Source organism: Winogradskyella ludwigii, assembly GCF_013403985.1.
Lineage (GTDB): Bacteria > Bacteroidota > Bacteroidia > Flavobacteriales > Flavobacteriaceae > Winogradskyella > Winogradskyella ludwigii.
Map to the genome: position 1 here is coordinate 87092 of NZ_JABFDF010000008.1, position 26731 is coordinate 113822.

The following is a 26731-nucleotide window of genomic DNA, read 5'->3' on the forward strand; positions in this document are numbered from 1 at the left end:
GCTGAAAATACGTTTCAGCCTTGAATTGTATTTTTACCGTTTTTCCTTCGCTCGCAGCTTAGGACATGTATTTGTGTAATTACACTTTAATCTCAACTTCTACTCCACTTGGTAATTCAAGTTTCATTAAAGCATCAATTGTTTTAGAAGACGAAGAGTAAATATCTAATAAACGCTTGTAAGAGCTTAATTGAAATTGTTCCCTAGACTTCTTATTTACGTGTGGTGAACGTAATACAGTGAAAATCTTTTTGTGAGTTGGTAATGGAATTGGTCCTGTTACTACTGCACCTGTACTTTTTACTGTTTTCACAATCTTGTCAGCAGACTTATCTACTAAGTTATGATCGTAAGACTTTAATTTTATTCTAATTTTTTGACTCATTTTCTTAACTATTTAAGATTGTTCTCCTTTTGCGGCTTTAATTACCTCTGCTGATACATTAGCAGGTGTTTCAGCGTAGTGTGAAAATTCCATTGTTGATGTTGCTCTACCTGAAGATAATGTTCTTAATGTAGTTACATAACCAAACATTTCTGAAAGCGGCACTGTAGCTTTAATTGTCTTAGCACCTGCACGGTCTCCCATACCTTCCATCATACCTCTTCTTCTGTTCAAATCTCCAACAATATCACCCATGTTTTCTTCTGGTGTAATCACCTCAAGTTTCATGATAGGTTCCATTATTACAGCTTTAGCTGCTTTTGCTGAATTTTTAAATCCAAGCTTTGCTGCTAATTCGAAAGATAATTGATCCGAATCCACATCATGATAAGATCCATCTCTCAATGTCACTTTCATTGCATCAACTTCAAAACCTGCTAAAGGTCCATTTGTCATTGCCATTTTGAATCCTTTTTCAATTGAAGGGATAAATTCTTTAGGAACGTTACCACCTTTAATTACAGATTGAAACTGTAATCCTACAACACCTTCATCAGCTGGCTCAATCGTAAATACGATATCAGCAAACTTACCACGACCACCAGATTGTTTTTTGTAAACTTCTCTATGATCTGCAGATTGTGTAATAGCTTCTTTATATTCAACTTGTGGCTGACCTTGGTTAACCTCTACATTAAATTCTCTTTTTAAACGATCTACAATTACATCTAAGTGTAACTCACCCATTCCAGAAATAATAGTCTGTCCTGAAGATTCATCTGAACGCACTGTAAATGTAGGATCTTCTTCAGCTAACTTAGCTAAGCCAATACCTAATTTATCAACATCTGCTTTAGTCTTAGGCTCAACCGCGATACCAATTACCGGATCAGGAAAGTCCATAGATTCTAAAACAAGTGGATGCTTTTCATCTGTAAGTGTATCTCCTGTTTTGATAGATTTAAATCCAACAGCAGCTCCAATATCTCCAGCTTCTATATAATCAATTGCATTTTGCTTGTTAGCGTGCATTTGGTAGATACGAGAAATACGTTCTTTTTTTCCAGAACGGTTATTTAACACATAAGAACCTGCATCTAAACGACCAGAATATGCTCTAAAAAATGCTAAACGACCTACGAAAGGATCCGTTGCAATTTTAAATGCTAAAGCAGCAAACGGCTCCTTAACACTTGGCTTACGAAGCTCTTCTTGTTCTGTATCTGGATTCACACCCACAATACCATCCTTATCCATAGGAGAAGGTAAATAACGACAAACAGCATCTAATAAGAACTGTACACCTTTATTTTTAAAAGCTGAACCACAAATCATAGGAATGATTGCCATATCCATAACAGCAGCTCTAAGTGCAGCATGCACTTCGTCTTCTGTGATAGAATCTTCATCTTCCATGAACTTCTCTAGTAAGTTCTCATCGTAACCCGCTACTTCTTCAATAAGTAATGCTCTATATTTTCTAGCTTCAGCTTTAAGGTTATCTGGAATTTCAATTACATCAAAAGTTGCCCCTTGAGTTTCATCATGCCAAACAATCGCTCTATTCTTAACTAAATCTATAATACCTTTAAAATCTTCTTCATCACCAATGTTTAAAACTATTGGTACAGCGTTAGATTTCAACATATCTTTTACCTGTTGACAAACACCTAAAAAATCAGATCCTTGACGGTCCATTTTATTAACGAAACCAATACGAGGCACTTTATAATTATCTGCAAGTCTCCAGTTAGTTTCAGATTGTGGCTCAACACCATCAACTGCACTAAATAAGAATACTAAACCATCAAGTACACGTAATGAACGATTTACTTCAACCGTAAAATCTACGTGACCTGGTGTGTCAATAATATTAAAATGGTAGCTCTGCGCTTCCGGAGTAGGCTCTGCATTTTCTTTAGGAAAAACCCATTCACAAGTAGTTGCAGCAGATGTAATTGTAATACCTCTCTCCTGCTCTTGCTCCATCCAGTCCATAGTTGCAGCACCATCATGAACTTCACCAATTTTATGTGAAACTCCTGTATAATAAAGAACTCGTTCTGTTGTCGTAGTTTTACCAGCATCAATATGCGCAGCAATACCTATATTTCTTGTAAGTCTTAAATCTCTTGCCATTTCTTAAAATCTAAAGTGTGAGAAAGCCTTATTTGCTTCAGCCATTTTATGAGTATCAGTTCTTTTCTTAACTGCTGCTCCTTCTTCTTTAGCCGCAGCTAAAACTTCAGATGCTAAACGTTGCGCCATAGACTTTTCGTTTCTTTTACGTGAAAAGCTAATTAGCCATTTCATCGCAGTTGAAACCTTACGATCTGGACGAATCTGCATTGGAATCTGGAATGTAGCACCACCAACACGACGACTACGTACTTCTACGTGAGGCATCACATTTGATAAAGCTTCTTTCCAAATCTCTAAAGCTGTTTTTTCGTCATCATTTTTTTTCTCTTCAACAATATCAATTGCATCATAGAATACTTTAAAAGCCACAGACTTCTTACCATCCCACATCATCATGTTAACAAAACGTGTTACTAACTGATCATTGAATCTCGGATCTGGTAAAAGCGGTCTCTTTTTTGCTGCTCTTTTTCTCATGTCTTCTTTTTGAGTTTTTTAGTTTTTAGTTTTAGCTATCAGATATTAATCTTCAAACTTAGACTTCTAACTTTAATTTTACTTCTTAGGGCGTTTTGCACCATACTTAGATCTACGTTGCGTTCTTCCTGATACACCTGCTGTATCTAAAGCACCACGAACGATGTGATATCTAACTCCTGGCAAATCTTTTACCCTTCCACCTCTAACCAATACTATCGAGTGCTCTTGTAAATTGTGACCTTCTCCACCAATGTATGCATTTACTTCGTTTCCGTTTGTTAAACGAACCCTTGCTACCTTACGCATTGCTGAGTTAGGTTTTTTAGGTGTCGTTGTATAAACACGAGTACATACACCACGTCTTTGAGGACACGAATCTAAAGCAGCCGATTTACTCTTCTTGGTTATTTTGGCTCTTCCTTTTCGTACTAATTGTGAAATTGTTGGCATATATTTCTATATAAAAATTTATTAATCCTCACTTTTGAGGGCTGCAAAGGTACAAATTAATATCTATAATTCAAATACTTGGCGATTAATTTTTAAAAGAAATATAAACTTTCATTTCATTGACATATAATATCACGTATTTTTACGTTAACACCTAAGTTATTCTATATCGTGTATATGCCTTTTTATAACCGAATTATTTTATTTGTTTTATTTCTGATTTCATGGAATCAAGGGATTTCTCAATCGATTAATTTAAAAATTAATGGTGAAAACGCATCTTCTACAAAAATTATTGATTCTATTGGTTATCCAAATACTTACGATGACTATAAAAGCTTACAAACAGAAATTAATACATTAAAAGAAAAATTAACAAAGCATGGTTATATAGATACCACAATTGAAAACATTATACAACAGAACGATACGCTTTTTAAAGCAGACTTTATATTAGGTAAAAGAATTAATCGCATTAAAATTACTTATGAATCTGATTTTAATGTTGAACTTCTCAATTCAATTCATCGTTCTCAAAAGAATAATTCATTTGAACTTAAGATAACAGAGCTTGAAGGTTATTTAAAAGATTTGAATTCTAGAATTGCAGAAGAGGGTGATCCTTTTTCAACCTTACAACTTGTTGCCATCACTAAATTGAATTCCGATTTAATTTCAGCAGATTTAAAAATTGTAACCAATCAGAAAAGACGCATAGATAAAATAATCATTAAAGGTTACGAGAAATTTCCAAAATCTTATATCAAACGCTTTATGAAGTTAAAGACTGGAAAATATTTCAACTTAAACGCCATTAAAGAAAAGATTGAATTATTAGAGGAATTACGATTTGCTAGTAAGATAAAAGATCCTGAAGTACTTTTTACGCAAGACTCTACTACACTCTATTTATATATAGAAAAAAGTAGAACCAATAATTTTGATGGATTTCTAGGTTTTGGAACTAATGAAGACACTAATAAGATTGAGTTTGATGGTTACGTAGACCTAAGACTTATTAATAACCTTAATTATGGAGAAACGATAAACCTATTTTATAAAAGTGACGAAATAGACCAGCAAACATTTAGTGTTGATGCTAATTTACCTTACCTCTTTGGTTCTCCTGTAGAACTAGAAGTTGGTCTTAATATTTTTAGAAAAGATTCTACATTTTTAAATGCTAAACAATATGCCAATATTAATTATCTAATTAATGCACAGCATAAGGTTGGTGTCGGAATTACTTCCACAACTTCTACAAACCTATTAGAGGATGACACGGATATTTTAAATGATTACACCTCTAGTTATTTCACTCTTAATTATAATTACACAAAGCCTCAGTTTAGCGATCCATTATTTCCTATAAATTTTTGGTTTGACTTTTCTTCTGGCTTTGGAGATCGAATAAATGATCTTGGGAAACAAAGTCAGCGTGTATTTTCTTTGGATACCTATAAGATTTTCAACTTAAATAATAAAAACAGTTTTTACGCCAGAATAAACGGAGCAACATTAGCTTCTAATGATTATTTAGATAACGAATTATTTCGGTTTGGAGGTATTAACTCTATTCGTGGATTTGAAGAAAATAGTTTGGTTGCCAATTTATATGGAGTCTTAAGTACAGAATACCGTTATAGATTAAGTACAGGTATTTATGTCCATTCAGTTTTAGATGCCGCTTACTTTGAAAACAAACTTACAGACAGCAAAGAAAAACTCTTTGGTTTTGGCTTTGGATTAGGCTTACTTACCAATGCTGGCTTATTTAGATTAAACTACTCTAGTGGAAAAACAGAGAATAGACCATTTAAATTATCAGATTCTAAAGTTCATATCAGTTTAACGGCTACTTTTTAAATCTGTTTCAATACCTTTGCAACCTGAATATCCATAATGGATGATTCCTTATTATTATTTTACACAGAACTAAACCGCTAAAGCAATTATTTTTGATTTAGTATATATCACTATTTAGATGGAAAAAGAAACCACAATTTTTGGCATAAGAGCAATTATAGAAGCTATAAAATCTAACGAGACTATAGACAAGGTCTTTATGCAAAAAGGACTTCATGGTGAATTATTTAAAGAATTAGAGCATTTAATAAGATCGCAAAGTATTAATTCATCTTATGTACCTGTTGAAAAATTAAATCGTTTAACGCGAGGAAATCATCAAGGTGCTGTGGCTCAGATTTCACCTATAGCGTTTCATGATATAGATGAGTTAGTGATGAGTGTTCTTGAATCTGAAGAGACACCCTTATTCTTATTACTAGATCAATTAAGTGATGTTAGAAACTTTGGCGCTATTGTGCGTACTGCAGAGTGTACAGGTGTTCATGGTATTATTATTCAGAAAAAAGGTGGTGCTCCTATTAATGGAGATACTATTAAAACAAGTGCTGGTGCCATTTTTAAAATTCCAATTTGTAAAGTAGATCATATTAAAGATGCTGTTTTTCATATGCAATCTTCGGGAATACGTGTTATTGCGGCAACAGAAAAAGCAGAACACTTTTTATATGATGTGTCATTTAAAGAACCATGTGCTATAATTATGGGTTCTGAAGGCCGAGGAATTAATCCTTCTGTTTTAAAAGTTGTAGATGAGCAAGCAAAACTTCCAATCTTAGGGGAAATTGCATCTCTAAACGTTTCTGTAGCTTGTGGTGCGTTCTTATATGAAGCCGTGAGACAACGTAGCTAATTGACCATAGATTAGTCTTCAGACTTTTTGAATGTGTAACTGATATTTATTTTACTTTGATTACTTGATGTCATTTGGTGATCTTGAATTTCAGATTCAATTTCGATTTCTGGCTCAGGTTCTAATTCTATAAAGTTTCCATCTTCGTCAAAATGTTTCATAAACGGATCTTCTTCTTCGTTATAATCAGGTTCTTCCCATTTATAACGTTCTGGAGTTGCTACTTGCTTCCTAAAAATTAAGGCAAACACAAGACCTGTAATTAAGCCACTTAAATGACCTTCCCAAGACATGCCACTCTTAATAGGAAACACGTACCAAATCATACTTCCGTATAGAAAAATAACCATTAAAGACAGCGCTATAAGTCGATAATGTTTCGCAAAAATGCCTTTAAAAAACATAAAACTGACCAAAACATATACCAAACCACTCGCACCAATATGATTGCCAGAGCTTGCAATAAGCCATGTCAAAAAACCTGAGAGTACGATTCCTAAGCCAATGACTTTCCATGCAATTTTATTGTAGAAATAAAATAGAGCCACCATTAGTACAAATAATGGCATTGAATTATTATAAATATGGTTAATGTCTCCGTGTAAAAACGGACTTGTGAAAACACCTATAAGACCTTCGACTTTTTGAGGTCTAATACCAAAACCTTTAATTCCGCTATCTACCCTTACTTGATACCAAAACACTAACCAAATAGTAAACAACATCATTAAAGGATAGATAATGATATTATTAGAGTATTTAAAGTGTTGTGTTTTGCTCATATTCAAATTTAGTGAATCATTTTAATGACAATTACAACTAGTCAAATTTATATCCAAAAGTGACTTAGCTGAAATATTGGCAGAAACAAGAATTACTTCACGACATATTTTAAGAGTAAATTAGACAATAAAATTAATACATCACAAATGCATTTTGTAATTTTGAAATATGAATACTCCATTAGCAGAACGTTTACGACCAAACACACTAAATGACTATTTAAGTCAGCAGCATTTAGTAGGTAAAGATGGTATGTTGTACCAACAAATTAAAAGTGGAGTAATTCCGTCGCTTATACTTTGGGGACCTCCAGGAATTGGAAAAACAACACTTGCTAATGTTATTGCTAATGAATCTGATCGCCCCTTTTTTAAATTAAGTGCCATTAATTCTGGTGTAAAAGATATTAGAGAAGTTATAGACAAAGCCAAAAAAAGTGGAGGTATGTTTACGACAAAAAACCCCATTTTATTTATTGACGAGATTCATAGGTTTAGTAAATCGCAACAAGATTCCCTTTTAGAGGCTGTTGAAAAAGGTTGGGTCACTTTAATAGGAGCTACCACAGAAAATCCAAGTTTTGAAGTTATTTCTGCATTACTATCGCGTTGCCAAGTTTACACTTTGAATGCATTTACTAAAGCCGATTTGGAAGCATTATTACAACGTGCTATAACGGAAGACACAACACTTTCAAAATTAAATATTGAATTAAAAGAAACAGAAGCATTACTTCGATTATCTGGAGGAGATGCAAGAAAATTGCTAAACATCTTTGAATTGCTCGTTGCTTCATTTGAAGGTAACGACATTATTATTACTAATGATTTAGTGATGAAACAAGTTCAAAATAAAGCAGCACGATATGATAAAACAGGAGAACAGCATTATGATATTATTTCTGCCTTTATAAAATCGATTCGAGGAAGCGACCCAAATGCGGCAGTTTATTATCTGGCCCGAATGATTGAAGGTGGAGAAGATGTAAAATTTATTGCTAGACGCTTATTAATTTTAGCGAGTGAAGATATAGGTAATGCCAATCCAACGGCTTTAGTCATTGCAAACAATACTTTTCAAGCGGTTTCTATTATAGGCAATCCCGAATCGCGAATTATATTAAGTCAGTGTGCTACTTATTTAGCTAGCTCTGCAAAAAGCAACGCTGCTTATGAAGCCATTAATAAAGCACAACAATTGGTAAAAGAGACGGGAGATTTATCGGTTCCTATTGCCATACGTAATGCACCAACAAAACTCATGAAAGAATTGGGTTATGGTGAAACGTATAAATATTCGCATAGTTATCCAAATAACTTTGCTGCACAGGAATTTCTACCTGAAGAAGTTGCAAACACAAAATTATACGATCCAGGAAATAATGCTCGCGAGCAAGCCCAACGCAATTATCTAAAAACACTATGGAAAGACAAGTATGGGTATTAGTTTTTAGAACTTAATATTCATGGTTATTTGTTCTCCAAGCTCACCATTATTTTCAGAATAGTACCAAAAGCCATCTTCTTTATAAACGATAGCACTTTTTCCTTTTACAATAAATACATTTTGCGCTGCTGTTTCAAGTAAAATCATGACCACTCTTGGTTCTGAATTCTCTAATTGAAATCCATTTGACATCTTTTGTGCGTAATAAAGTTCTTTTTTTATACTGATCTCTTCTTGCTCAGTAACTTCTTCTTTATTTATTTTAGCAGGAATCACTTGTTCTACTTCTACAACCTTAACTTTTTTCTTTACAGACTGCTTTTCTTCGACATTGTCCTTAGCAATATATTTATAATCTAAATTCTGGAAAGTTTCAAAAGCATCTCTTAAGGCAGCTGTGTAAGCTTTCTTATATTCTTTTGATCGCGACTCACCAATTTTTGATGTAATAACGACCACATCAAAACAGTCTTTAAGCGTAATTTCTAGTCTCGTTTTAAACATACCCGTTTTTTCTTTGGATACAGATGCCGTTAATCCCAAACAACGATCTACTTTTAAATCTTCAGGTAATTCACCTGCAAAATAAGCTTCGTAGCCATACTTATTAAATAAGAATTTGGTAAGAGAATTTAATTGGTATTGATCTTCACTCGATGAAAATTCATACGATTTCGGAATAATGATATACTTATAATCGTTAATTGTTCTCTGAGCATTCCCATAAAAACTTAGAATTATAAATGATATTGTAAATACTATTTTCTTCAGCATGATATTATTTTTTTTATAGATAATTGTTTAGCATTTTTAAAGCTGTAATCCGTTTAAAATTGTGATTGATATCTGAATCTTTATAATCAAAATGAATGGTATCCATTCCTATTTTATGTGCACCTTCAATATCGGCTTCAAGACTATCTCCAATCATTATACTTTCGCTTGATTTTGCTTTGGCTATATCTAAAGCAAAATTAAAAATCTTAGGATTTGGTTTTTTAACTCCAACCATTTCAGAATTGGTAACCGTTTTAAAATAATGTTTAATATTTGAAGTCGCTAACTTCTTTTCTTGAGCTTCTTCAAATCCGTTGGTAATAATATGCAATTGATATTTGCTACTAAGATAATCTAGGATTTCAAAAGTGCCATCAAATAAATTATTAAAGGTACTTAACTGATCAATGTAAGCTTCAGACAAATTATTAATCAAGCTATCATCTACAGCGACTCCGACTCCGTCAAAAGCCTCTTTTAATCTTCCATATCGTAATGCAGATTTTGAAACTTTCTCTTCACGATACAATTTCCAATATTTTAAATTGATAGGTTCGTAGATTTCTAAAAAATCATCGAGATTAACTTCTAATTTATTAAGATTAAAAATTTTCTGAAACGTTAACCTTGAGTTTTTATCAAAATCCCAAAGTGTGTGATCTAAATCGAAAAAAACATGTTTTATGTGATAGTTCATTCGGTTGATTCTAATATGAGACTAAATAGCGATCTAAAACCTTTCCAACGGTCAAAATCACTAAAGGAATAGTTATGAAATACAGCCGTAAATGTACCATTCACCCCTTTTACTTCTTTAATTATTTTCTGTAAATGTTCAGTTTTATCGAGTTCTGAATCGTACTTTAATAATGCAAAATCTAAACAATGGTAAGGATTAATTTGTAAAGGTGTTTGTATTTCGTAATCCAAATCATAAAACTGAAAAGGAGTACAAGTACCAGCCCTAAACCCTAAAGTATCTATATAACCCATTGTAAAATCTTGGTTAATCTCTAACTCTACTAAATTACGATACGATGTTGGTAAATTCAATTTAGAAAATGAGTGACGTACCGCTTTTACATTAGTATGTGTAATAGCTTCCATTTTTGTTTTTTCGGCCTTAAGAATTGCAATATTACTTAAAGAAAAATAGGAGGCTTTAATACCAACATCACAGTAATCTGCAACCGATTTAATTAAAGAAACAAATTCTTTTTTATTGGTATTTATATTTTTATCGTAGGTAGAATATTCACCTATTAAAAACAAGACTATAAATTTAAAATTGTATTGCTTTTGTTTTGTAAAAATCCATTTAAAAGTATCATAAGGATCGCGTTTAAAACCCATTAAAACCATATATCGCTGTGATAATTGCCTAAATTTAAAACGACTAAGATCATTTAAAGTACCTCCTATGGTTCGCAATAAACCTTTATGCTTAAAATAATATGCTGTTGGTACATCAATAACAGGTTGAACACGATAGTTGCGTTCTGGAAAAACATAATCAGGAAAACGTTCCTGTAAAACATCCTTAAGTTTATAAGCCCAAATATCTACAACAGGCTGATTGAGAAACTTGTGTTCAAAAGCTAAACTTTCAGTGGCTAAAAACCGACCATAATCATCTTTAACATGTGGCAAATACTCTTCATATCTACTCAACAAATAAAAGGATGCAGCAAAAATATCGAAAGGTAAATCGCTTCGTTCTCCTGTAGCAAAAAAGCCTTTTGTGTTTCCCCATTGCTGGACGTTTATATCAATATCAGATAAACCGTTCTCAAACAACAGCGTATTACTTCTTACAAACAGTTCATGACTTAATGGTTGTTTGGCATAAGACATCTTAAGGCTATCGTGAGCAATAAAATCTTCAACTTTAGACGTAAAAAGTACCTCAATTCCCAAAATACGTTTGCATAAATGCTTAAACGTGTACGTAACGCGAGGTGTAATTTTATGTGTATATACTAATAGCATGTTGTGATGTAGATTCCAAAAGTTAAAAATAACAAATTCCAAAGTTGAAATAACTCATTTGGTACTTTAACTTCCTTAAAGTATGTTTTCATCCGCAAAACTATAATAGGCACTTTCAGTAATTATAAGGTGATCTAAAACCGAAATATCCAAACTTTGGGCAGCTACTTTAAGTTTTTGAGTAATATTTTTATCGGCCTCACTTGGTTTTAAAGTCCCTGATGGGTGATTATGACATAATATTAAAGCCACAGCTCCAACCTCTAAGGCATTTTTTAGCACCAAGCGCACATCGACTAAAGTCCCTGTAATACCTCCTTTGCTTAATTGATTTTTATGAATAATTTTATTGGAATTATTAAGGTATAGAATCCAAAATTCTTCATGTGGTAAATCTCCTAAAATGGGTTGCATTACATTAAAAACAGAACGGCTAGATGACACTTTATCTAGTTGTATGGCTTCTTCTAAACGTCTACGCTTGCCTAATTCTAATGCTGCAACAATGCTTATTGCTTTGGCTTCACCAATCCCTTTAAATTCCATGAGTTGTGCAATAGATAATTTCCCTAAAGCATTTAGGTTATGATCTACACTTGCAAATATCCGTTTACAAAGGGCTACTGCACTTTCTTCTCTATTACCCGAACCTATTAAAATGGCAATCAATTCGGCATCACTTAAAGTCCCTTTTCCTTTATCTCTGAGCTTTTCTCGAGGCTGATCATCTTGCGACCAATTTTTTATTGAAAATGAAGTTGGTTTCTCTGACATGCACTAAAGATAAAAAATTGTAAATTTAAGCACCTAAATAATCTGATAAATTAAAATACTTATTCAACTAACCCAAAGCACATTAACTTTCGATTCTATATCAATCGGCTATTAAAACCATAAATAGAAATACATTACTGAAATAACTTCAGCGTAATAAAAGATGAATTATCCACCACAACAACATCAAGACGATGACGTTAATCACATGATTGAAGTGATTAAAACATATCCTTTAGCGACACTAATTTCGGTAAAAGACAACACTCCTTTGATTTCGCATTTACCTTTAATTTATGAAGACGGGAAGCTCATAGGACATATCGATATTTATAATCCTCAAGCCGAACTATTAAAAAAGGATAATAATGTCACTCTAATTTTTGCAGGACCTGAATGTTATATTTCACCAAGTATTTATTCGACTACGCAATTACCAACCTGGAACTATATAAAAGTGCATTTAAAAGGTAAGGTTAAAGCCATAGAGGACAAAATGGCTTTAAAAAAATCCTTAATCACCATGACCGAATTTTTAGAAGCACCAGATCACAAATATATTTTAAAACCCGAAAATCCGCGTTTAGATAAAAATCTTGATTATATTGAGATGTTTGAAATCACCATCACCAATTGGGAGGGTAAATTTAAACTCTCTCAAGACAAAAAACCAAACGATATTAAAGCTGCTCGAAAAGAATTGATACGAGCAAACCAAGAAAGCATTACACAATTTTTAAATAAAATATTTTAAAACCCAAAATCATGAAACACCTATTTACATTTTTTATTATTCCGTTATTACTACTTAATACAACAAGTCAGAAAGAAAATTTCGTTGGCAAATGGGTTGGTGAAGACCAAAACGAAATTGGTTATATGATTTTTGACGAGGAAGGATACGCTGCTTTTGAAATTAGCGGAACAGTCATGGGAGGCAAAGAATTTATAATGAAAGGCCAAAAAGGAAAAATGACATATACTATTAATTACAACACCACACCAATTGAAGTCGATTTTACAATGACTAAAATAGAATCTGGAGAATCGAAGAAAATTCTCGGTATCGCAGAATTTACTGATAAGGATACTTTAAATTTTGATATGAGTTTTGATAGTGAAAGACCTACCGAGTTTGGTGAAGGATCAATTACATTAAAACGTGTAAAGTAACTTTTAACCTCACGTCTTTTTGATATGTCAAAAATTCGTAAATTAAAGCATTCATTTTTAATTTAAACTTGGCATCATGAAAGACTTGAAAAAAGAAGACATTAAACAAGAAGTTTTTGACCTCTACGATGATTACGCACACAACAAACTCAACCGAAGACAATTTGTAGAAAAGCTGTCATTGTATGCTGTTGGTGGTTTAACAGTGTCATCGTTATTAAGTTTTGTATCCCCTAATTATATAGATAATTTATTAGTACAACCAGATGATCCAACCTTAGATTCAGATTATATTACTTACGAATCTCCAAAAGGAGGTGGCACCATAAAAGGGCTATTATCGCAACCTAAGGACAACAAAACCAAATTACCTGGAGTTATTGTAGTCCATGAAAACAGAGGTTTAAATCCTTATATAGAAGATGTTGGTAGACGTACAGCGAAGGAAGGTTTTATTTCATTAGCTCCTGACGCATTGAGTCCGCTTGGTGGTTATCCGGGTAATGATGACGACGGTAGAACGATGCAAAAAGAGCGTAACCAACAGGAAATGTTAGAAGATTTTATTGCCGCCTACCATCACCTTAAAAATCACGAGAACTGTGATGGAAATGTTGGAGTTGTAGGGTTCTGCTTTGGAGGTTGGATTTCTAATATGATGGCTGTTCGTTTACCTGATTTAGGTGCAGCAGTACCTTACTATGGCAGACAACCAGAAGCTGAAGATGCCGTAAAAATTAAAGCACCTCTTCTACTCCAATATGGTGAGTTAGACACTAGAGTGAATGCAGGATGGCCAGCGTTTGAAGAAATTTTAAAAGCGAATAACATCGAATATACAGCTTACATCTATCCTGAAGTGAATCATGGTTTTCACAATAATACCACACCACGATATGATAAAGCTGCAGCTACATTATCTTGGAAACGTACCATCGCTTTTTTTAAAGAACATTTAAAATAACAATCCTCACTCATTCATCAGAATAATACATTAGTTTTTTGTTATTTAGCGGTTGCAAAAAAATCAACATAAATACTTAAAACGAAATGCCAATTACGCTGTTATCATCGCCATTACAAGGGTTTACCGATTTCCGATTTCGGAATGCGTTTAACCACTATTTTGGTGGTATTGACACGTTTTATGCTCCTTACATTCGGTTTAATAATAAGTTGATCATTAAAAACTCTTATAAACTCGATTTACAGCTCGAAAACAATTCAACATTAGAAGTCATTCCACAAATTATGACCAATAGCGCTGATGAGTTTTTATTCGTGGTCGATTATATTCAAGAATTAGGATACAAAGAGTTGAACTGGAATTTAGGTTGCCCTTATCCAATGGTGACGAATCGTGGGATGGGCTCTGGACTCATTTGCGATCCTGAAAAAATCAATCATATTTTAGAGCGCGTTCATAAAGAAACTGATATTACCGTTTCTATGAAAATGCGAATGGGCTACGAAAATCCGGAAGAAATTTTAGACACTTTCCCTATTCTAGACGCTTATCCTCTTAAAAATATTGCCATTCATGCACGTATTGGTAAACAGTTATATAAAGGTGGTGTGAATCTTGAGGCTTTTGAAAAATGTATAGAAAGCACCAAACACAAATTGTATTACAACGGTGATATTACTTCTGTTACAAAGTTGAAAGAAATGCAGGCACGTTTTCCAAGCATCGATCATTTTATGATTGGCAGAGGCTTAATTGCAGATCCGTTTTTACCAAGCATGATTAAAAACAACACGACAGACTATCCAGAAAACCGATGGGACATTTTTAGAGAATTTCACGATACTATTTATCAGCAATACGATGAAGCCTTATCTGGTCCAACTCCGATAAAAATGAAAATGCAAGGCTTTTGGGAATACTTTGCTCAGTCGTTTTCTAATCCGCAGAAAGCATTTAAAAAAATTAAAAAGGCGAATAATCCAAGAGCTTATCATCAAGCGGTCACTGAGATTTTGAGGAATGGGTAGATTTCAAACTATATTTGCATCAAACTGTTTCGATTTCAATTTCATTTTCAAATTCAATTTCAATTTCATCCTGTGAAAGACCTCTTACTCATAACACCTCCATTTACCCAACTCAATACTCCGTATCCTGGAACAGCTTATCTTAAAGGCTTTTTGAATACCAAAGGTATTGGCGCGTTTCAAATGGATTTGGGTATTGAAGTGATTTTAGAGTTGTTCAAAAAAGAAACCTTTGAAGAAATTTTTCAACTGGCTTTTGAAAACGATCGTATTCAAACTGAAAACTGTGAACGTATTTATGCTTTGAAAGACCATTATTTAAGGTCTTTAGATGATATTATCTTATTTCTTCAAGGCAAAAATCAAACCTTTGCTAGACAGATTTGCACCACCAACTTTTTACCGCAAGCCTCGCGTTTTGCACAATTAGATGATATGGATTTTGCATTTGGCGCGATGGGAATGCAAGACAAAGCCAAACATTTAGCAACGCTTTATATTGAAGATTTATCCGATTTCATCGTCGAATGTATTGATCCCGATTTTGGATTCAGTCGGTATGCCGAACGTTTAGGGCAAAGTGCTAATTCGTTTGACGAACTCTATGCGCAGTTGCAAGATGATGAAACCTATATCGATCAAATCACATTAGAAATATTAGAGGCTCGGATTAAAGATACCCAACCCAAACTCATTTGCTTTTCGGTACCGTTCCCTGGGAATTTATACAGTGCTTTTCGTTGTGCACAATTTATAAAAGTCAATTATCCTGAAATTAAAATCGCGATGGGTGGCGGATTTCCAAATACCGAATTACGGTCTGTTACAGACATTAGAGTTTTTGAATTTTTCGATTTTATCACCTTAGATGATGGCGAATTACCTATTGAATTATTATACAATGCGGTGCTTAAAAACGACACCACATTCAAACGCACCTTTGTTCTCGAAAACGGAACCATCGTTTATAAAAATAACAGCAGCTCTCCAGATTACAAACAAGCCGATGTTGGCACTCCCGATTATTCAGATTTATTATTAGACCAATATATCTCTGTAATAGAAATCGCCAACCCCATGCACAGTTTATGGAGCGATGGCAGATGGAACAAACTCACCATGGCACACGGTTGTTATTGGGGAAAATGTACCTTTTGCGATATATCCTTAGACTATATAAAAATTTATGAACCTGTTGCGGCATCGCTTTTAGTCGACCGAATGGAAACACTTATTGCGCAAACTGGCGAAACTGGGTTTCACTATGTCGATGAAGCGGCTCCTCCTTCGTTGATGAAAGCTTTAGCGCTCGAAATCTTAAAACGCAACCTCAGCGTCACTTGGTGGACCAACATTAGATTCGAGAAAAACTTTACGCAAGATCTTTGTATTTTATTAAAGGCGTCTGGTTGTATTGCCGTTTCTGGTGGACTGGAAGTCGCTTCAGATCGTTTGTTAAAATTGATAGACAAAGGTGTCACCGTTGAGCAAGTCGCGCAAGTGACTCGCAATTTTACCGAAGCGAATATTATGGTGCATTCGTACTTAATGTATGGTTACCCAACCCAAACGGTTCAAGAAACGGTAGATAGTTTAGAAATGGTACGTCAGTTGTTCGAGGTTGGCGTGTTACAATCGGGCTTTTGGCATCAATTTGCCTTAACAGCGCACAGTCCTGTGGGATTAAATCCTAGTGATTATGGCATTACACCCAATTATAAAAACATCAGTTTTGCCAATAATGATGTCGATTTCACCGATTCAACTGGTATTGACCATTCACAATTTAGTTACGGATTAAAGAAATCACTTTTCAACTTTATGCATGGTATTGGGTTTGATAGTCCTTTACAAGATTGGTTTGACTTTGATATTCCTGACACCGAAATCGATCCTGATTTCATCTATAATTCTTTAGCACAAGAACCTGTTTTCAACATTAAACCAACCGCTAAAATTGTATGGTTAGGCGGCATGCCTTTAGTGGCTGAATTTTCAAAAACCAAAAAAGGAACGACTAAAGACTTCTTAGAATTCACCTTTCACGATACAGCAGACAGCTTTCAAATAACACTTGAAAAAGAGAAAGGCCTTTGGCTTTTAGATATTTTAGAAGACATCACTCCTCAACATAAACCACAATCGTTTAAGCAATTAAAAACGAGTTTTGAAACTGAATTTGAAGATTTTGAATTGTTTTGGTATTCTAAACCTATTGATATTTTGAGAGATTCTGGTTTGCTGGTATTATAATATTTATAGTGTTAAGATAAATAGAACGACACTAAACACCAAAAATTAGTGATGTATCTTAAATGTTGAAGGACTAACTCCAACATTCTTTTTAAAAAACCGTGAAAAGCTACTTTGGGAATCAAAACCAAGCTCAAAAGCCAATTCTTTTGGAGATATCTCGCTTCTAATAAGTCGTCTTTTGGCTTCGGTGATTTGGCGTTGTTGAATAATCTGCTTCGCTGTTAAGTTGAGTTTTTCTTTTAAAATTTGATTCAACCGTTTCGAACTCACACCTATAGTTTCCGCATAAAAGTTACTATTTGTTTCGTTTAGAAAATGTGTTTCCATTAATTCTAAAAACTGAAAGACACGCTTCTGATTTAAATCTTGTTCTAAAAATCCATCGTTTTGATAACGGATAAGATGCAACATCAAAACTTTCAGTAACGTTTTGAGCATAATGTACGATGCTGCATCACTTTGGTACTCGTCTTCAAGTAAATGAATGACTTTTTTTAGTTGCTCAATTTCCGACGTGTTCGTTACAACACATTGTGGAAATTTATTAAACAGCGTCATAATATCCAACGCATACTCAATATCGTCTTCATCAATAAGATCGCGTTCAAAATTTAATAAGGTCGCGTTTTCAAGCTTATGGATATCGACTTTAAACGTTTCATTCAAAGGTTTAAAATGAATACATAAATTAGCATCATGCTTATGCTCAAAGCAAATGCCCATGGAATTACCAGAGAGTTTTCCTTCTATAGTTTCAAAATTATTACTGATTTGAAATTTATGTTTCCAATCTGTTCTGTGCATCGTCTTTTAAGGTCTCCCTCAAAAGTAAGAAGAATTTAGTCAAGTTCATTGTTAGTCAACTTTTGAAAACGAACATAAAGTACAATTCCAATCACTAAAGCTAAACCCGAGGCAATCGCATAAATAGCCATATGATTTTTAGAAATAAACTCAATAAACGTAGATAAAAACTGACCACCAAAAACAGCCATAGAAAACAAGCCTAAATTTTTTCCTTGGTTTTGCGGGGTACTTGCTTCAAGCATCATGTGGTTTAACAACGGAATGGTAAATCCAAAACCAATGCCTATAAAAATCGCTGTGAGCACCAAGAATGGCAAACTCGCTGTACTTGCCAGCACCAAATAACCCAACATAAAAAATAGAAATCCGAGAGCAACGGTTTTCCCATCACCCAAAAGCTTCACCATTTTTGGCATCTGACTCGCGGTGATAATCGCAATCAAAGATATAAACGCCATTAAATATCCGGTTTGCGATTCACTAAAACCAAAGATTTCAGGCAAGTATAATGGTAAGGTTACAAATCCTACAAAAAACATCATCATAGCAAATAGCGAAGCTATAAAAATGAGCCTTACCTTGGTTTTGCTTTTATCATTTTCGGAAGTTATCTGTGCTTCCGTCGTCTCTTTCTTCTCTGGTTTCGGTAAGGTTTTTGCCACTAACAATAAACATAATAACCCGACTAAATAAATGTAAAATGGAAATTGCCAATGCAATTCACCCAAAATACCACCAATAGCCAAAAAGACAACACCACCAAGTTCTATGGACATACCTTGATAGGCAATCATTTTCATACGGTCTTCACCAACAAAAAATTCCGCAATATAAGCCGTTACGGAAACCTGAATAGCAACCGTTGCGGCTCCTAATAAAATGCGGTCTAAAATTAAGAGCACATCATTGGATATAAAAGCTCCGACTACACCCAAAACCGCATAAGGCACAAGACCTAAACTTAGTAATTTTAGCGTTCCAAGTTTATGTAACAAACGACCAATTAAAGGAGCAAAAAGCACAACACCCAAGGAAGGCAGCGTAATTAACCAACTGGGCGAAAAGCCTAAATCGTTATGTGCAACGATGCTTGATAATGACGGAGCGATAACAGTCCCAACCATGATGGTTAAACTGCTCACTAATAGCAAGGTGAAAATTCCGAACTTTGAGATGTGTTTCATACTGCAAAATTCAAACTAATCTCTCAAAATGTAATAACGCGTTTTCTAAAAAACTGTGCAAAAATGGAAATCGGTTCGTTTTTAATTTACGACAATCGATTAAGCGATGATCATCTGGATATAAATGAATAAGCTGTTCTAAATTTCCACGCTACAATTTGCCGCTTAAAAATTTTCTTAGACCTTTGTAAAATCTAAGACTGAGTGATTAAACTCAGCCAAAGGCAAAACTTCAAAAATTTCTTAATGAGAAAACATAAAGCCATTCGATTTTTAATGGTCGCTACTGTTTTATTTACACAGGTTACCTTTTTAACCATGATTGTAAACGCGCATTACGAAACCAACGCTGCCATAATTATAGCCGCACTTGTAATTATACTTACCATTGTTTTTGGATATCGCTACTTAGATTTACATCACGAAGATTACGCCTACGAAAAAATATCCGTCGTTATTTGGGTGCCTATTGGAGCCGTGTTGTGTTACCTCTTAAATGTTCCTGGTGGTTTAGGCCCCATTTTAGCCATGGGCATTGTGGGAACATTAGCGTCATTTTTACCATCTTTAAATAAAAAATCGAATTACTTAAAACAACTACCAGCAAGCATTTATTGTGGTGCTTTTGTTGGCATGTCTAGTGTAGAAACCAGTCCTTCCCTTGGTTTTGCACTTGCTGCAGGCACACTTGCAGGACTGTTTTTTATGATGTCTAAAAATTTATTTCTTGGTGTTGGCGGAAAATTAGGCACCATGGCATTTGCAGGTGTCATCACAGCAACTCTAATGTATGCGTTAGTGGTATGAATATATGTATCCTTATCATCACCGGAATCTTAGGCGCAACACTCACCCACTTTGTTAGTGAATACTTACGCTTTGGTGCTGTAAAAGCCTCTGCGTTACTATCGCTCATTGTAGGATTATTTTTTTATGCCTTTACTAACGTACTCAATGGCTATTTAACCGAACACCTACCTATTGTATTTGTTGGCACCTCGTTTATTGGGATGGTCTCTGCTAAAACCTTGAAAAGTTACACCTTGCTTGCCATAGCAGGAGCACTATTTACTGGGATTTACATTACGAAAAGCCATGTCTTTGATGGTTATGGAGGTGCACTTGGCGCACTTGCGTTTATTGCTTTGGTTACTACTATGGGTTTTGCTTTTGTGGTATCGAATTCTGCTAAAATTAGGCGTAAGGTTGTTTTGGTTTGGGTGAAGGTTTTTGGTTCTGGGGAATAGGATCTTGGATTGGGCTTAATCATTTTCATGATTAATTATCGTTTAAAAAAGCACATAAACTAAATTTAATGTATTGCGATTTTTCTATAAAATTGAGATGCAAGTAATCTAGAAATAAACAGACTAACTATATCAACAGCTGATAATAAATAATAAATTATATTTGTCTTATGGCAACAAGGATAGAAAATATAAATTCTGAAATTATAAACTGGGCAATTACTCGAGCAGGTAATAATCTAGAAGAATTTTATGTGGACAATCCTGACGTTTTAGATTGGATTGAAGGAAATAAGAAACCTACTTTAAAACAATTAGAAAACTTCACTCATAAAGTCCACGTTCCTTTTGGCTATATGTTCATGAATGAACCTCCTAAAGAGGAAATTCCAATACCTTTTTTTAGAACAGGAGCAGCACCAAGAGATAAAGTTTCTTTAAATGTTTATCATACCATCCAAATTATTAAAGACAGACAAAATTGGTTGACAAACTATTTAAAAGAAAGTGATTATCCTGATTTAGATTTTGTTGGAAAATATAACGATAGCTCTGATTACAAAGAAATTGCAAATGATATAAGGAATACTTTGAAATTACCGATTAATTGGGCTAGCAAACTTGGCACCTGGGAACAGGCATTAGATTATTTGACATTACAAATTGAGGAAATTGGAATAATTATCAATTTTAATGGAATTGTCGGAAACAATACTAGAAGAAAAATTTTAGTTGAAGAATGTCGAGGTTTCGTTTTAGTAAATAATAAAGCACCTTTTCTATTTATAAATTCTGCAGATGCCAAAGCTGCCCAGATGTTTACTCTAATACATGAAATCGCTCATATTTGGCTAGGCGAAAGTGCTGGATTTGATAATAAACAAATGCTTCCCGCTAACGACCCTACAGAATTACTATGTGATAAAGTTGCTGCTGAATTTTTAGTTCCTGAGATTTTATTTAGAGAAAAATGGAATAATAATCAAAACATAAAATATTTAAGTAGAATTTTTAAAGTTAGTCCAATTGTAATTGCAAGAAGAGCGTTAGATTTAAATTTAATGTCTAAACCTGCTTTTTTTGAATTTTACAACAATTATATAGCTGAATTTAAAAACAAAAAAGAGAATCAAAGTTCTGGTGGTAATTTTTATGCGACCGCAAAAAAGAGAATTAGTTTAAGATTTGCTAGTTATGTTAATAACGCAGTAAACGAAAACAATCTTTTATATAGAGATGCTTATAAGCTAACTAGTTTAAAAGGTAACACCTACGAGAAGTTTATTAATGAATATTTATATCAAGTATGAGTAAATATATTGTAGATTCAAACTTCTTCATACAAGCTCATCGTTCAATTTACCCTCTTGATGTTGTTCAAAGTTTTTGGGTTAAAGTCAATGCATTATCTCAAAATGGAACTATAGTAAGTATTGACAAAGTAAAAAAAGAAATTTACGACAATTCTTCTCACGAAGATGAACTTAAAATATGGTGTGATTCTAATTTGCCAGACGATTTTTTTATCAATACAGATAATGTTCTTCAAAATTATATTGCGATTGTAAATTGGACAAATTCAATGTCTCATCATTTTTTACCTAATGCGATTGAAGAATTTCTTGAGACTGACTTGGCTGACCCATGGCTTATTGCTTTCGCTATGAGTAATAATTGGACTATTGTTACTTATGAAAAAAGTCAACCTGAAAGAAAAAACAGAATAAAAATACCTGAGGTTTGTAATCAATTTAATATAAGACATATTGATACAATCCAAATGTTTAGAGAATTAAATGAGAGCTTTTAAAGCTTTTATTAGAAAATTAAATTACTTGTAATTGGAATTAATATTTCTATTACAATTTTAATTTCTTACTAAATAACTCTCCTATATTATTTTCATATTTTAGAATACCAATAATACGACGTTATTTACATTTAAAACCTCATATCAAAACGTCTTGTTAAACCTTCCTCATCCATCTAATTAATCCATATTTTTGCATATTGAAAATTGAGAATCATGCAAGACAACAAAACCCTAAATTACATAAAAGACGTTCTAAGCAACATGCCAACAGACTGGTTAAACCTAACCACACATCGTTTAGATATTTACAACGAAAAGTTAGCTAAAACACAGTTTTTAGATGCGTTTGAGAACCTATATAAAAACAATAATTCAGAACCTTCAGCATTAAGCGAATTACCAACCGCTTACGATTATATTCGTTTAGGGCATCCGTTATCTTGTATTCTAGAATGGGTAATTGCGAATTTAAACGACATTAAAGCAGACAACGTGATTAGTTTTTCGTCACAAACAGTGCCTGTGTTGTCTATTTTAAGAACTAACTTATTAGAAAACAAAAAGACCCAAATTGTATATACTGGCGACCTTCCAGAATTTTTCGATGCTGAGATCATCAAGGAGGTTTATGGCTATCATTTCGATGTCATAAAAGTGGATAGTGCGGATGCTATTTTAGAGTTTAAAGGCAGTACTGTTTTTATCTCGCAACAAGAAGATATTTCACATCTTGAGGACAATGTCAATATTGATTTTTATATCAATCTTCATGGACACCTTGGAAGTGTACTCATCGTTAATGGCAGTCACAACGATCAATATATTTCAGATATTCAGCATGTGAGACGTCGTGAAACGATTGCGATGACTCCATCAAATTGTTTAGTCGCTTTAAAAGCCTTAACAGCACATACACCGATTACCAATTTAGACCATCATTTTGATGCCAATAAAGCCAGTGTTTTAAACTCCATTAAGGAGATTAATGGCACAACGTCTCTGCCTTTAGTGGGTTCTAGCGGATTATCGGTTCAGTATGCTATTATGATGGGCTTGGTGGACTATTCCTTAGAACACCATAAAGGAAAGGCGATTAAATTTGTGGTCCCACCAAATTGTTATGGAGGCACCAATGACCAAGCCAGACGTGTGGCTGCCTGTTTAGATAATGTGGAAGTGGTAGATTTACCAGTAGACGGAGATAATGATATGGTGCAAAGTATCCATACCGTTTTAGATAAAATTGCGCACGATGATGCCATTCCTTATATTATTGCAGAAATCCCAACCAACCCACGTGTTGAAGTTCCAGATTTACAAAAATTAAAAGAAGCCTTAAGCGAACAACGTAAAACGGCTTCTGGCGACATCGCGATTGATCCTGTGTTTATATTAGACCAAACCTTTTGTCCTAATGTGCACTTTTTAGGAGAAGGTGAAATATTATCTACAATGCGTACGATTTCTTATGCGAGTGGTTCTAAATTCCCAAGTGGTGGAAAATGTACAGCGGGTTATATTGTAGGAAATGCTAAAGTAGATGCTTTAATGGATAAAATTGCATTACATCTCACGCTTTGCGATAATGAGGCGACTGCGCTTCAATACGAGATTTTAGCGAAGCAATTGCCATCCATGAATCAGCGTATTGCGGAGGCGTATAAAAACACACGTGAGTTTGTGAATTTTATTCATGATACCTTACCAGAAGCGAAAATCAATTTTGTATCTGAAGAATTAGCTGCTCAAGGATTTACACCTTCGGTATTTTCATTAGACTTGCCAACAAAAGGAAACACTCCTGAAGAAAAAGAAACCTACAAACGTGCTTTGAATCATCGATTAATTAATTTAATGATTACCGAAATCCCTAACGAAAGCAAGTATTGCGTGAGTTACGGCCAATTAAAAGGCTGTTATTGGACGATTCCGGCAACCTCAACGCAAGGCACCACAAAAGAAGGTGACAAAGATTATATTGCACGTGTGTCCTTATCTCCAGATATGGATTTGGAAAAGCATAAAGCGGTGTTTTTAGAATTTGTTTCTGAGATTTAGGAATCACTAAACCTTCCCTAGTGCGTCAGTTCGAGTGTTTAGTTTTTGTAGTGTAACGGAAAAAATTAAATGTATCGAGAACCGGTTAGTTTTACTAAAGGTTCTCGATACAATTTTTCGAAAAAGAAAAATCACTCGAACTGACCTTTTCAACTCAAAAGACACTTTCCCTTTATAATATATCCAACATTTAAGCTAATGTGACAAATGTCACATTTTAACCCAAAAACCAATCGTAAATTCGCGATAAGAGATATGAAAAGAAGTTTAGAAACTATAGAATATAAAGAAAATACCGAAGCCTTAGCTAAATTTGCTAAAGCCTTAGGCCATCCAACACGTATTGCGATATTAAAGCATCTAGAAAGTCAATCGTGTTGTTTTACAGGAGATTTGGTTGATGTATTTCCGTTGGCACAATCTACAGTATCTCAGCATTTAAAGGAATTGAAAAATGCGGGATTAATTCAAGGAGAATTAAAACCACCAAAAATAAAGTACTGTATTAATCAAGACAACTGGAAGATTGCAAAATCATTATTTCAAGATTTTTTTGATTGATATTTTTTTTAACAATCAATCGCCTATTGGCGATAAACAAATAACTGTATTATGAGTAAAGTAATTAAAATATTAGGAACTGGATGCCCAAAATGTAAATCGATGACCAATGTGGTTAAAGACGTGGTTTCAGAAAACAACATCGATGCTACTATTGATAAAGTTGAGGACATCATGGAAATTATGAAATTCAATGTTATGACCACACCTGCTTTGGTTATCGATGATGTAATTACCATAAAAGGTAGAGTGCCTTCAAAAGACGAGGTATTGAAACTTTTAAATTAAAATGAACGGTTATGAATTATCAAATCAAAGCCTCTTCGCTTTCTAATGAAGATGCTAGTATTCATATCAAAACATCAGACATAGATTTTGGCACAACGTCAGAAACCGCTGACGCTTTACCCAATCCTGCCGAATTATTCTTAGGTTCATTTGCAGCTTGTATGCTTAAAAATGTAGAACGTTTTTCTACAATGATGAAATTTAGCTACACCAAAACAACGCTTAATGTTAGTGCAACTCGTTTAGAAAATCCGCCACGGATGGAAAACATCATTTATGATTTAACCATCTATACCAACGACGACAAATTGAATGTCGGTTTATTAAAAAAGAACATTGAAAAGTTTGGTACAATTTACAATACCATCAAATTAACTTGCTCTATTTCTGGAACCATTAAAACACAAAAAGATGTTTGATTGGTTACAACACTTCGCAGATTGGTTAATCTATTCCGTTTTTGAAATAGGAGCCGAAACACATTTAGGAGTGGCACTTAACTTTTTTGTGTACGATACGCTTAAAATTCTGATTCTGCTTTTCGTTATCGTTTTTATCATGGGTATTGTGAATGCTTATTTTCCCATTGAACGCCTTAAAGATTACCTGAACAGAAAAAAACTTTACGGTTTAGAATATTTCTTTTCTTCTATTTTTGGAGCGATTACACCCTTTTGTTCCTGCTCTTCGGTTCCATTGTTTATCGGCTTTGTACAAGGAGGCATTCCTTTAGGTGTTACCTTTTCGTTTTTAATCACCTCTCCATTAGTTAATGAAGTGGCTGTAGCCATGTTTATTGGTATGTTTGGTGTAAAAGCCACATTAATTTATGTGGTTTCAGGAATTTTATTAGGTACTATTGGTGGTTGGCTTCTCGGTAAATTTAACCTTGAACCTTTACTATCCGATTGGGTAAAACAGATTCTCGAAAACAAAATGCAACAAGCCAAATTTCAAGAAGAACATAGAACGTTTTACCAACGCTTACCAGAAATTACAAACGGAGCTTGGGATATTGTAAAGAACGTTCTACTATATGTCATTATTGGTATTGCTATTGGTGCAGCTATGCATGGTTATGTTCCAGAAAACTTTTTTAGTGCGTATTTAGGAGGTGGAGAATGGTGGACGGTTCCACTTGCAGTAATAGTTGCTGTACCAATGTATGCTAACGCAGCAGGTATTGTGCCTGTGATTCAAGTATTTGTTGCTAAAGGCGTGCCTTTAGGTACTGCCATTGCTTTTATGATGGCAACCGTAGGTTTATCGATTCCTGAAGCCACTTTGCTAAAAAAAGTAATGTCCATAAAATTGATAGCCATATTCTTTAGTGTCATTACGCTCTGTATTATACTTTCTGGCTATGTCTTCAACATCTTATTATAAACTATAAATCAATATACA

The 26731-nt window shown here is 34.0% G+C and carries 28 protein-coding genes; 17 read left to right on the forward strand and 11 right to left on the reverse strand.

Features of this window, described 5'->3' with window-relative positions; all coding sequences use genetic code 11:
• Nucleotides 1-79: 79 nt before the first annotated feature.
• The 4 genes from rpsJ to rpsL form a co-directional block, all read right to left on the reverse strand.
• Nucleotides 80-385: a 30S ribosomal protein S10 gene (gene rpsJ, locus HM981_RS16560; protein ID WP_007650482.1), complete on the reverse strand. Its 306-nt coding sequence runs from the start codon at nucleotides 383-385 to the stop codon at nucleotides 80-82.
• A gap of 12 nt (nucleotides 386-397) precedes the next feature.
• Nucleotides 398-2524, reverse strand: coding sequence for an elongation factor G (gene fusA, locus HM981_RS16565; protein ID WP_179339917.1), 2127 nt, complete (start codon nucleotides 2522-2524; stop codon nucleotides 398-400).
• 3 nt (nucleotides 2525-2527) lie between these two features.
• Complete coding sequence (gene rpsG / locus HM981_RS16570) at nucleotides 2528-3004, reverse strand: 30S ribosomal protein S7 (protein WP_179339918.1); 477 nt, start codon at nucleotides 3002-3004, stop codon at nucleotides 2528-2530.
• A 78-nt stretch (nucleotides 3005-3082) separates the two neighbouring features.
• The gene (gene rpsL / locus HM981_RS16575) at nucleotides 3083-3457 is read right to left on the reverse strand and encodes a 30S ribosomal protein S12 (RefSeq protein ID WP_019386263.1); all 375 of its coding nucleotides are present in this window, start codon (nucleotides 3455-3457) and stop codon (nucleotides 3083-3085) included.
• A gap of 177 nt (nucleotides 3458-3634) precedes the next feature.
• Between rpsL and HM981_RS16580 the strand changes: the two genes are divergently transcribed.
• Both HM981_RS16580 and rlmB read left to right on the forward strand, forming a co-directional pair.
• Complete coding sequence (locus HM981_RS16580; protein ID WP_218846481.1) at nucleotides 3635-5323, forward strand: POTRA domain-containing protein; 1689 nt, start codon at nucleotides 3635-3637, stop codon at nucleotides 5321-5323.
• A 118-nt stretch (nucleotides 5324-5441) separates the two neighbouring features.
• On the forward strand, nucleotides 5442-6176 hold the full coding sequence (rlmB, locus tag HM981_RS16585) for a 23S rRNA (guanosine(2251)-2'-O)-methyltransferase RlmB (protein ID WP_179339919.1): 735 nt from the start codon (nucleotides 5442-5444) through the stop codon (nucleotides 6174-6176).
• A gap of 11 nt (nucleotides 6177-6187) precedes the next feature.
• Here rlmB and HM981_RS16590 read toward each other — a convergent pair whose 3' ends face one another.
• Entirely contained in the window at nucleotides 6188-6958 is a 771-nt protein-coding gene (locus HM981_RS16590) for a rhomboid family intramembrane serine protease (protein ID WP_179339920.1), read from the reverse strand.
• A gap of 169 nt (nucleotides 6959-7127) precedes the next feature.
• Between HM981_RS16590 and HM981_RS16595 the strand changes: the two genes are divergently transcribed.
• A complete protein-coding gene (locus tag HM981_RS16595) occupies nucleotides 7128-8405 on the forward strand; it encodes a replication-associated recombination protein A (protein ID WP_179339921.1) in 1278 nt (425 codons plus the stop codon).
• A 3-nt stretch (nucleotides 8406-8408) separates the two neighbouring features.
• On the opposite strand, the gene HM981_RS16600 is transcribed toward HM981_RS16595, so the two are convergent.
• From HM981_RS16600 to radC, 4 genes are all read right to left on the reverse strand, one after another.
• Nucleotides 8409-9179 (reverse strand): hypothetical protein, encoded by a 771-nt coding sequence (locus HM981_RS16600; protein ID WP_179339922.1) that lies wholly within the window; start codon nucleotides 9177-9179, stop codon nucleotides 8409-8411.
• A gap of 13 nt (nucleotides 9180-9192) precedes the next feature.
• The gene (locus HM981_RS16605; RefSeq protein WP_179339923.1) at nucleotides 9193-9879 is read right to left on the reverse strand and encodes a YjjG family noncanonical pyrimidine nucleotidase; all 687 of its coding nucleotides are present in this window, start codon (nucleotides 9877-9879) and stop codon (nucleotides 9193-9195) included.
• Nucleotides 9876-11171, reverse strand: a complete 1296-nt coding sequence (locus HM981_RS16610) for a polysaccharide deacetylase family protein (protein ID WP_179339924.1) — start codon at nucleotides 11169-11171, stop codon at nucleotides 9876-9878. Before HM981_RS16610 ends, HM981_RS16605 begins: the two co-directional genes overlap by 4 nt.
• A 75-nt stretch (nucleotides 11172-11246) precedes the next feature.
• Complete coding sequence (radC, locus tag HM981_RS16615; protein ID WP_179339925.1) at nucleotides 11247-11945, reverse strand: RadC family protein; 699 nt, start codon at nucleotides 11943-11945, stop codon at nucleotides 11247-11249.
• Between the two features lie 163 nt (nucleotides 11946-12108).
• Between radC and HM981_RS16620 the strand changes: the two genes are divergently transcribed.
• The 5 genes from HM981_RS16620 to HM981_RS16640 all read left to right on the forward strand — a co-directional run bounded on the left by HM981_RS16620 (nucleotide 12109) and on the right by HM981_RS16640 (nucleotide 17366).
• Nucleotides 12109-12699, forward strand: a complete 591-nt coding sequence (locus HM981_RS16620) for an FMN-binding negative transcriptional regulator (protein ID WP_179339926.1) — start codon at nucleotides 12109-12111, stop codon at nucleotides 12697-12699.
• A gap of 11 nt (nucleotides 12700-12710) precedes the next feature.
• On the forward strand, nucleotides 12711-13118 hold the full coding sequence (locus HM981_RS16625) for a hypothetical protein (RefSeq protein WP_179339927.1): 408 nt from the start codon (nucleotides 12711-12713) through the stop codon (nucleotides 13116-13118).
• 76 nt (nucleotides 13119-13194) lie between these two features.
• Entirely contained in the window at nucleotides 13195-14082 is an 888-nt protein-coding gene (locus HM981_RS16630; RefSeq protein ID WP_179339928.1) for a dienelactone hydrolase family protein, read from the forward strand.
• An 86-nt stretch (nucleotides 14083-14168) separates the two neighbouring features.
• Nucleotides 14169-15113 carry a tRNA dihydrouridine synthase gene (locus HM981_RS16635; protein WP_179339929.1) on the forward strand — a complete coding sequence of 315 codons (945 nt, stop codon included), beginning with the start codon at nucleotides 14169-14171 and terminating at the stop codon, nucleotides 15111-15113.
• A gap of 72 nt (nucleotides 15114-15185) precedes the next feature.
• Nucleotides 15186-17366 (forward strand): B12-binding domain-containing radical SAM protein, encoded by a 2181-nt coding sequence (locus HM981_RS16640; protein WP_179339930.1) that lies wholly within the window; start codon nucleotides 15186-15188, stop codon nucleotides 17364-17366.
• A 45-nt stretch (nucleotides 17367-17411) separates the two neighbouring features.
• On the opposite strand, the gene HM981_RS16645 is transcribed toward HM981_RS16640, so the two are convergent.
• The gene (locus tag HM981_RS16645; RefSeq protein WP_179339931.1) at nucleotides 17412-18173 is read right to left on the reverse strand and encodes a helix-turn-helix domain-containing protein; all 762 of its coding nucleotides are present in this window, start codon (nucleotides 18171-18173) and stop codon (nucleotides 17412-17414) included.
• 35 nt (nucleotides 18174-18208) lie between these two features.
• Entirely contained in the window at nucleotides 18209-19360 is a 1152-nt protein-coding gene (locus HM981_RS16650; protein WP_179339932.1) for an MFS transporter, read from the reverse strand.
• Between the two features lie 246 nt (nucleotides 19361-19606).
• Between HM981_RS16650 and HM981_RS16655 the strand changes: the two genes are divergently transcribed.
• From HM981_RS16655 to HM981_RS16695, 9 genes are all read left to right on the forward strand, one after another.
• Nucleotides 19607-20167: a hypothetical protein gene (locus tag HM981_RS16655; RefSeq protein WP_179339933.1), complete on the forward strand. Its 561-nt coding sequence runs from the start codon at nucleotides 19607-19609 to the stop codon at nucleotides 20165-20167.
• Between the two features lie 221 nt (nucleotides 20168-20388).
• Nucleotides 20389-20607, forward strand: a complete 219-nt coding sequence (locus tag HM981_RS17520; RefSeq protein WP_246286340.1) for a hypothetical protein — start codon at nucleotides 20389-20391, stop codon at nucleotides 20605-20607.
• A 170-nt stretch (nucleotides 20608-20777) separates the two neighbouring features.
• The gene (locus HM981_RS16665) at nucleotides 20778-21917 is read left to right on the forward strand and encodes an ImmA/IrrE family metallo-endopeptidase (protein ID WP_179339935.1); all 1140 of its coding nucleotides are present in this window, start codon (nucleotides 20778-20780) and stop codon (nucleotides 21915-21917) included.
• The gene (locus HM981_RS16670) at nucleotides 21914-22417 is read left to right on the forward strand and encodes a DUF4411 family protein (protein WP_179339936.1); all 504 of its coding nucleotides are present in this window, start codon (nucleotides 21914-21916) and stop codon (nucleotides 22415-22417) included. Before HM981_RS16665 ends, HM981_RS16670 begins: the two co-directional genes overlap by 4 nt.
• 216 nt (nucleotides 22418-22633) lie before the next feature.
• On the forward strand, nucleotides 22634-24478 hold the full coding sequence (locus HM981_RS16675; protein ID WP_179339937.1) for a PLP-dependent aminotransferase family protein: 1845 nt from the start codon (nucleotides 22634-22636) through the stop codon (nucleotides 24476-24478).
• A gap of 255 nt (nucleotides 24479-24733) precedes the next feature.
• Nucleotides 24734-25039: an ArsR/SmtB family transcription factor gene (locus HM981_RS16680; protein WP_179340008.1), complete on the forward strand. Its 306-nt coding sequence runs from the start codon at nucleotides 24734-24736 to the stop codon at nucleotides 25037-25039.
• A gap of 51 nt (nucleotides 25040-25090) precedes the next feature.
• A complete protein-coding gene (locus tag HM981_RS16685; protein ID WP_179339938.1) occupies nucleotides 25091-25327 on the forward strand; it encodes a thioredoxin family protein in 237 nt (78 codons plus the stop codon).
• 11 nt (nucleotides 25328-25338) lie between these two features.
• The gene (locus HM981_RS16690) at nucleotides 25339-25746 is read left to right on the forward strand and encodes an OsmC family protein (protein WP_179339939.1); all 408 of its coding nucleotides are present in this window, start codon (nucleotides 25339-25341) and stop codon (nucleotides 25744-25746) included.
• Complete coding sequence (locus tag HM981_RS16695; RefSeq protein WP_179339940.1) at nucleotides 25739-26713, forward strand: permease; 975 nt, start codon at nucleotides 25739-25741, stop codon at nucleotides 26711-26713. Before HM981_RS16690 ends, HM981_RS16695 begins: the two co-directional genes overlap by 8 nt.
• Nucleotides 26714-26731: the final 18 nt, after the last annotated feature.

Coding starts and splice junctions, on each gene's coding strand:
- rpsJ (WP_007650482.1), bottom strand. CDS start 385: ATGAGTCAAAAAATTAGAATAAAATTAAAGTCTTACGATCATAACTTA.
- fusA (WP_179339917.1), bottom strand. CDS start 2,524: ATGGCAAGAGATTTAAGACTTACAAGAAATATAGGTATTGCTGCGCAT.
- rpsG (WP_179339918.1), bottom strand. CDS start 3,004: ATGAGAAAAAGAGCAGCAAAAAAGAGACCGCTTTTACCAGATCCGAGA.
- rpsL (WP_019386263.1), bottom strand. CDS start 3,457: ATGCCAACAATTTCACAATTAGTACGAAAAGGAAGAGCCAAAATAACC.
- HM981_RS16580 (WP_218846481.1), top strand. CDS start 3,635: ATGCCTTTTTATAACCGAATTATTTTATTTGTTTTATTTCTGATTTCA.
- rlmB (WP_179339919.1), top strand. CDS start 5,442: ATGGAAAAAGAAACCACAATTTTTGGCATAAGAGCAATTATAGAAGCT.
- HM981_RS16590 (WP_179339920.1), bottom strand. CDS start 6,958: ATGAGCAAAACACAACACTTTAAATACTCTAATAATATCATTATCTAT.
- HM981_RS16595 (WP_179339921.1), top strand. CDS start 7,128: ATGAATACTCCATTAGCAGAACGTTTACGACCAAACACACTAAATGAC.
- HM981_RS16600 (WP_179339922.1), bottom strand. CDS start 9,179: ATGCTGAAGAAAATAGTATTTACAATATCATTTATAATTCTAAGTTTT.
- HM981_RS16605 (WP_179339923.1), bottom strand. CDS start 9,879: ATGAACTATCACATAAAACATGTTTTTTTCGATTTAGATCACACACTT.
- HM981_RS16610 (WP_179339924.1), bottom strand. CDS start 11,171: ATGCTATTAGTATATACACATAAAATTACACCTCGCGTTACGTACACG.
- radC (WP_179339925.1), bottom strand. CDS start 11,945: ATGTCAGAGAAACCAACTTCATTTTCAATAAAAAATTGGTCGCAAGAT.
- HM981_RS16620 (WP_179339926.1), top strand. CDS start 12,109: ATGAATTATCCACCACAACAACATCAAGACGATGACGTTAATCACATG.
- HM981_RS16625 (WP_179339927.1), top strand. CDS start 12,711: ATGAAACACCTATTTACATTTTTTATTATTCCGTTATTACTACTTAAT.
- HM981_RS16630 (WP_179339928.1), top strand. CDS start 13,195: ATGAAAGACTTGAAAAAAGAAGACATTAAACAAGAAGTTTTTGACCTC.
- HM981_RS16635 (WP_179339929.1), top strand. CDS start 14,169: ATGCCAATTACGCTGTTATCATCGCCATTACAAGGGTTTACCGATTTC.
- HM981_RS16645 (WP_179339931.1), bottom strand. CDS start 18,173: ATGCACAGAACAGATTGGAAACATAAATTTCAAATCAGTAATAATTTT.
- HM981_RS16650 (WP_179339932.1), bottom strand. CDS start 19,360: ATGAAACACATCTCAAAGTTCGGAATTTTCACCTTGCTATTAGTGAGC.
- HM981_RS16655 (WP_179339933.1), top strand. CDS start 19,607: ATGAGAAAACATAAAGCCATTCGATTTTTAATGGTCGCTACTGTTTTA.
- HM981_RS16665 (WP_179339935.1), top strand. CDS start 20,778: ATGGCAACAAGGATAGAAAATATAAATTCTGAAATTATAAACTGGGCA.
- HM981_RS16670 (WP_179339936.1), top strand. CDS start 21,914: ATGAGTAAATATATTGTAGATTCAAACTTCTTCATACAAGCTCATCGT.
- HM981_RS16675 (WP_179339937.1), top strand. CDS start 22,634: ATGCAAGACAACAAAACCCTAAATTACATAAAAGACGTTCTAAGCAAC.
- HM981_RS16680 (WP_179340008.1), top strand. CDS start 24,734: ATGAAAAGAAGTTTAGAAACTATAGAATATAAAGAAAATACCGAAGCC.
- HM981_RS16685 (WP_179339938.1), top strand. CDS start 25,091: ATGAGTAAAGTAATTAAAATATTAGGAACTGGATGCCCAAAATGTAAA.
- HM981_RS16690 (WP_179339939.1), top strand. CDS start 25,339: ATGAATTATCAAATCAAAGCCTCTTCGCTTTCTAATGAAGATGCTAGT.
- HM981_RS16695 (WP_179339940.1), top strand. CDS start 25,739: ATGTTTGATTGGTTACAACACTTCGCAGATTGGTTAATCTATTCCGTT.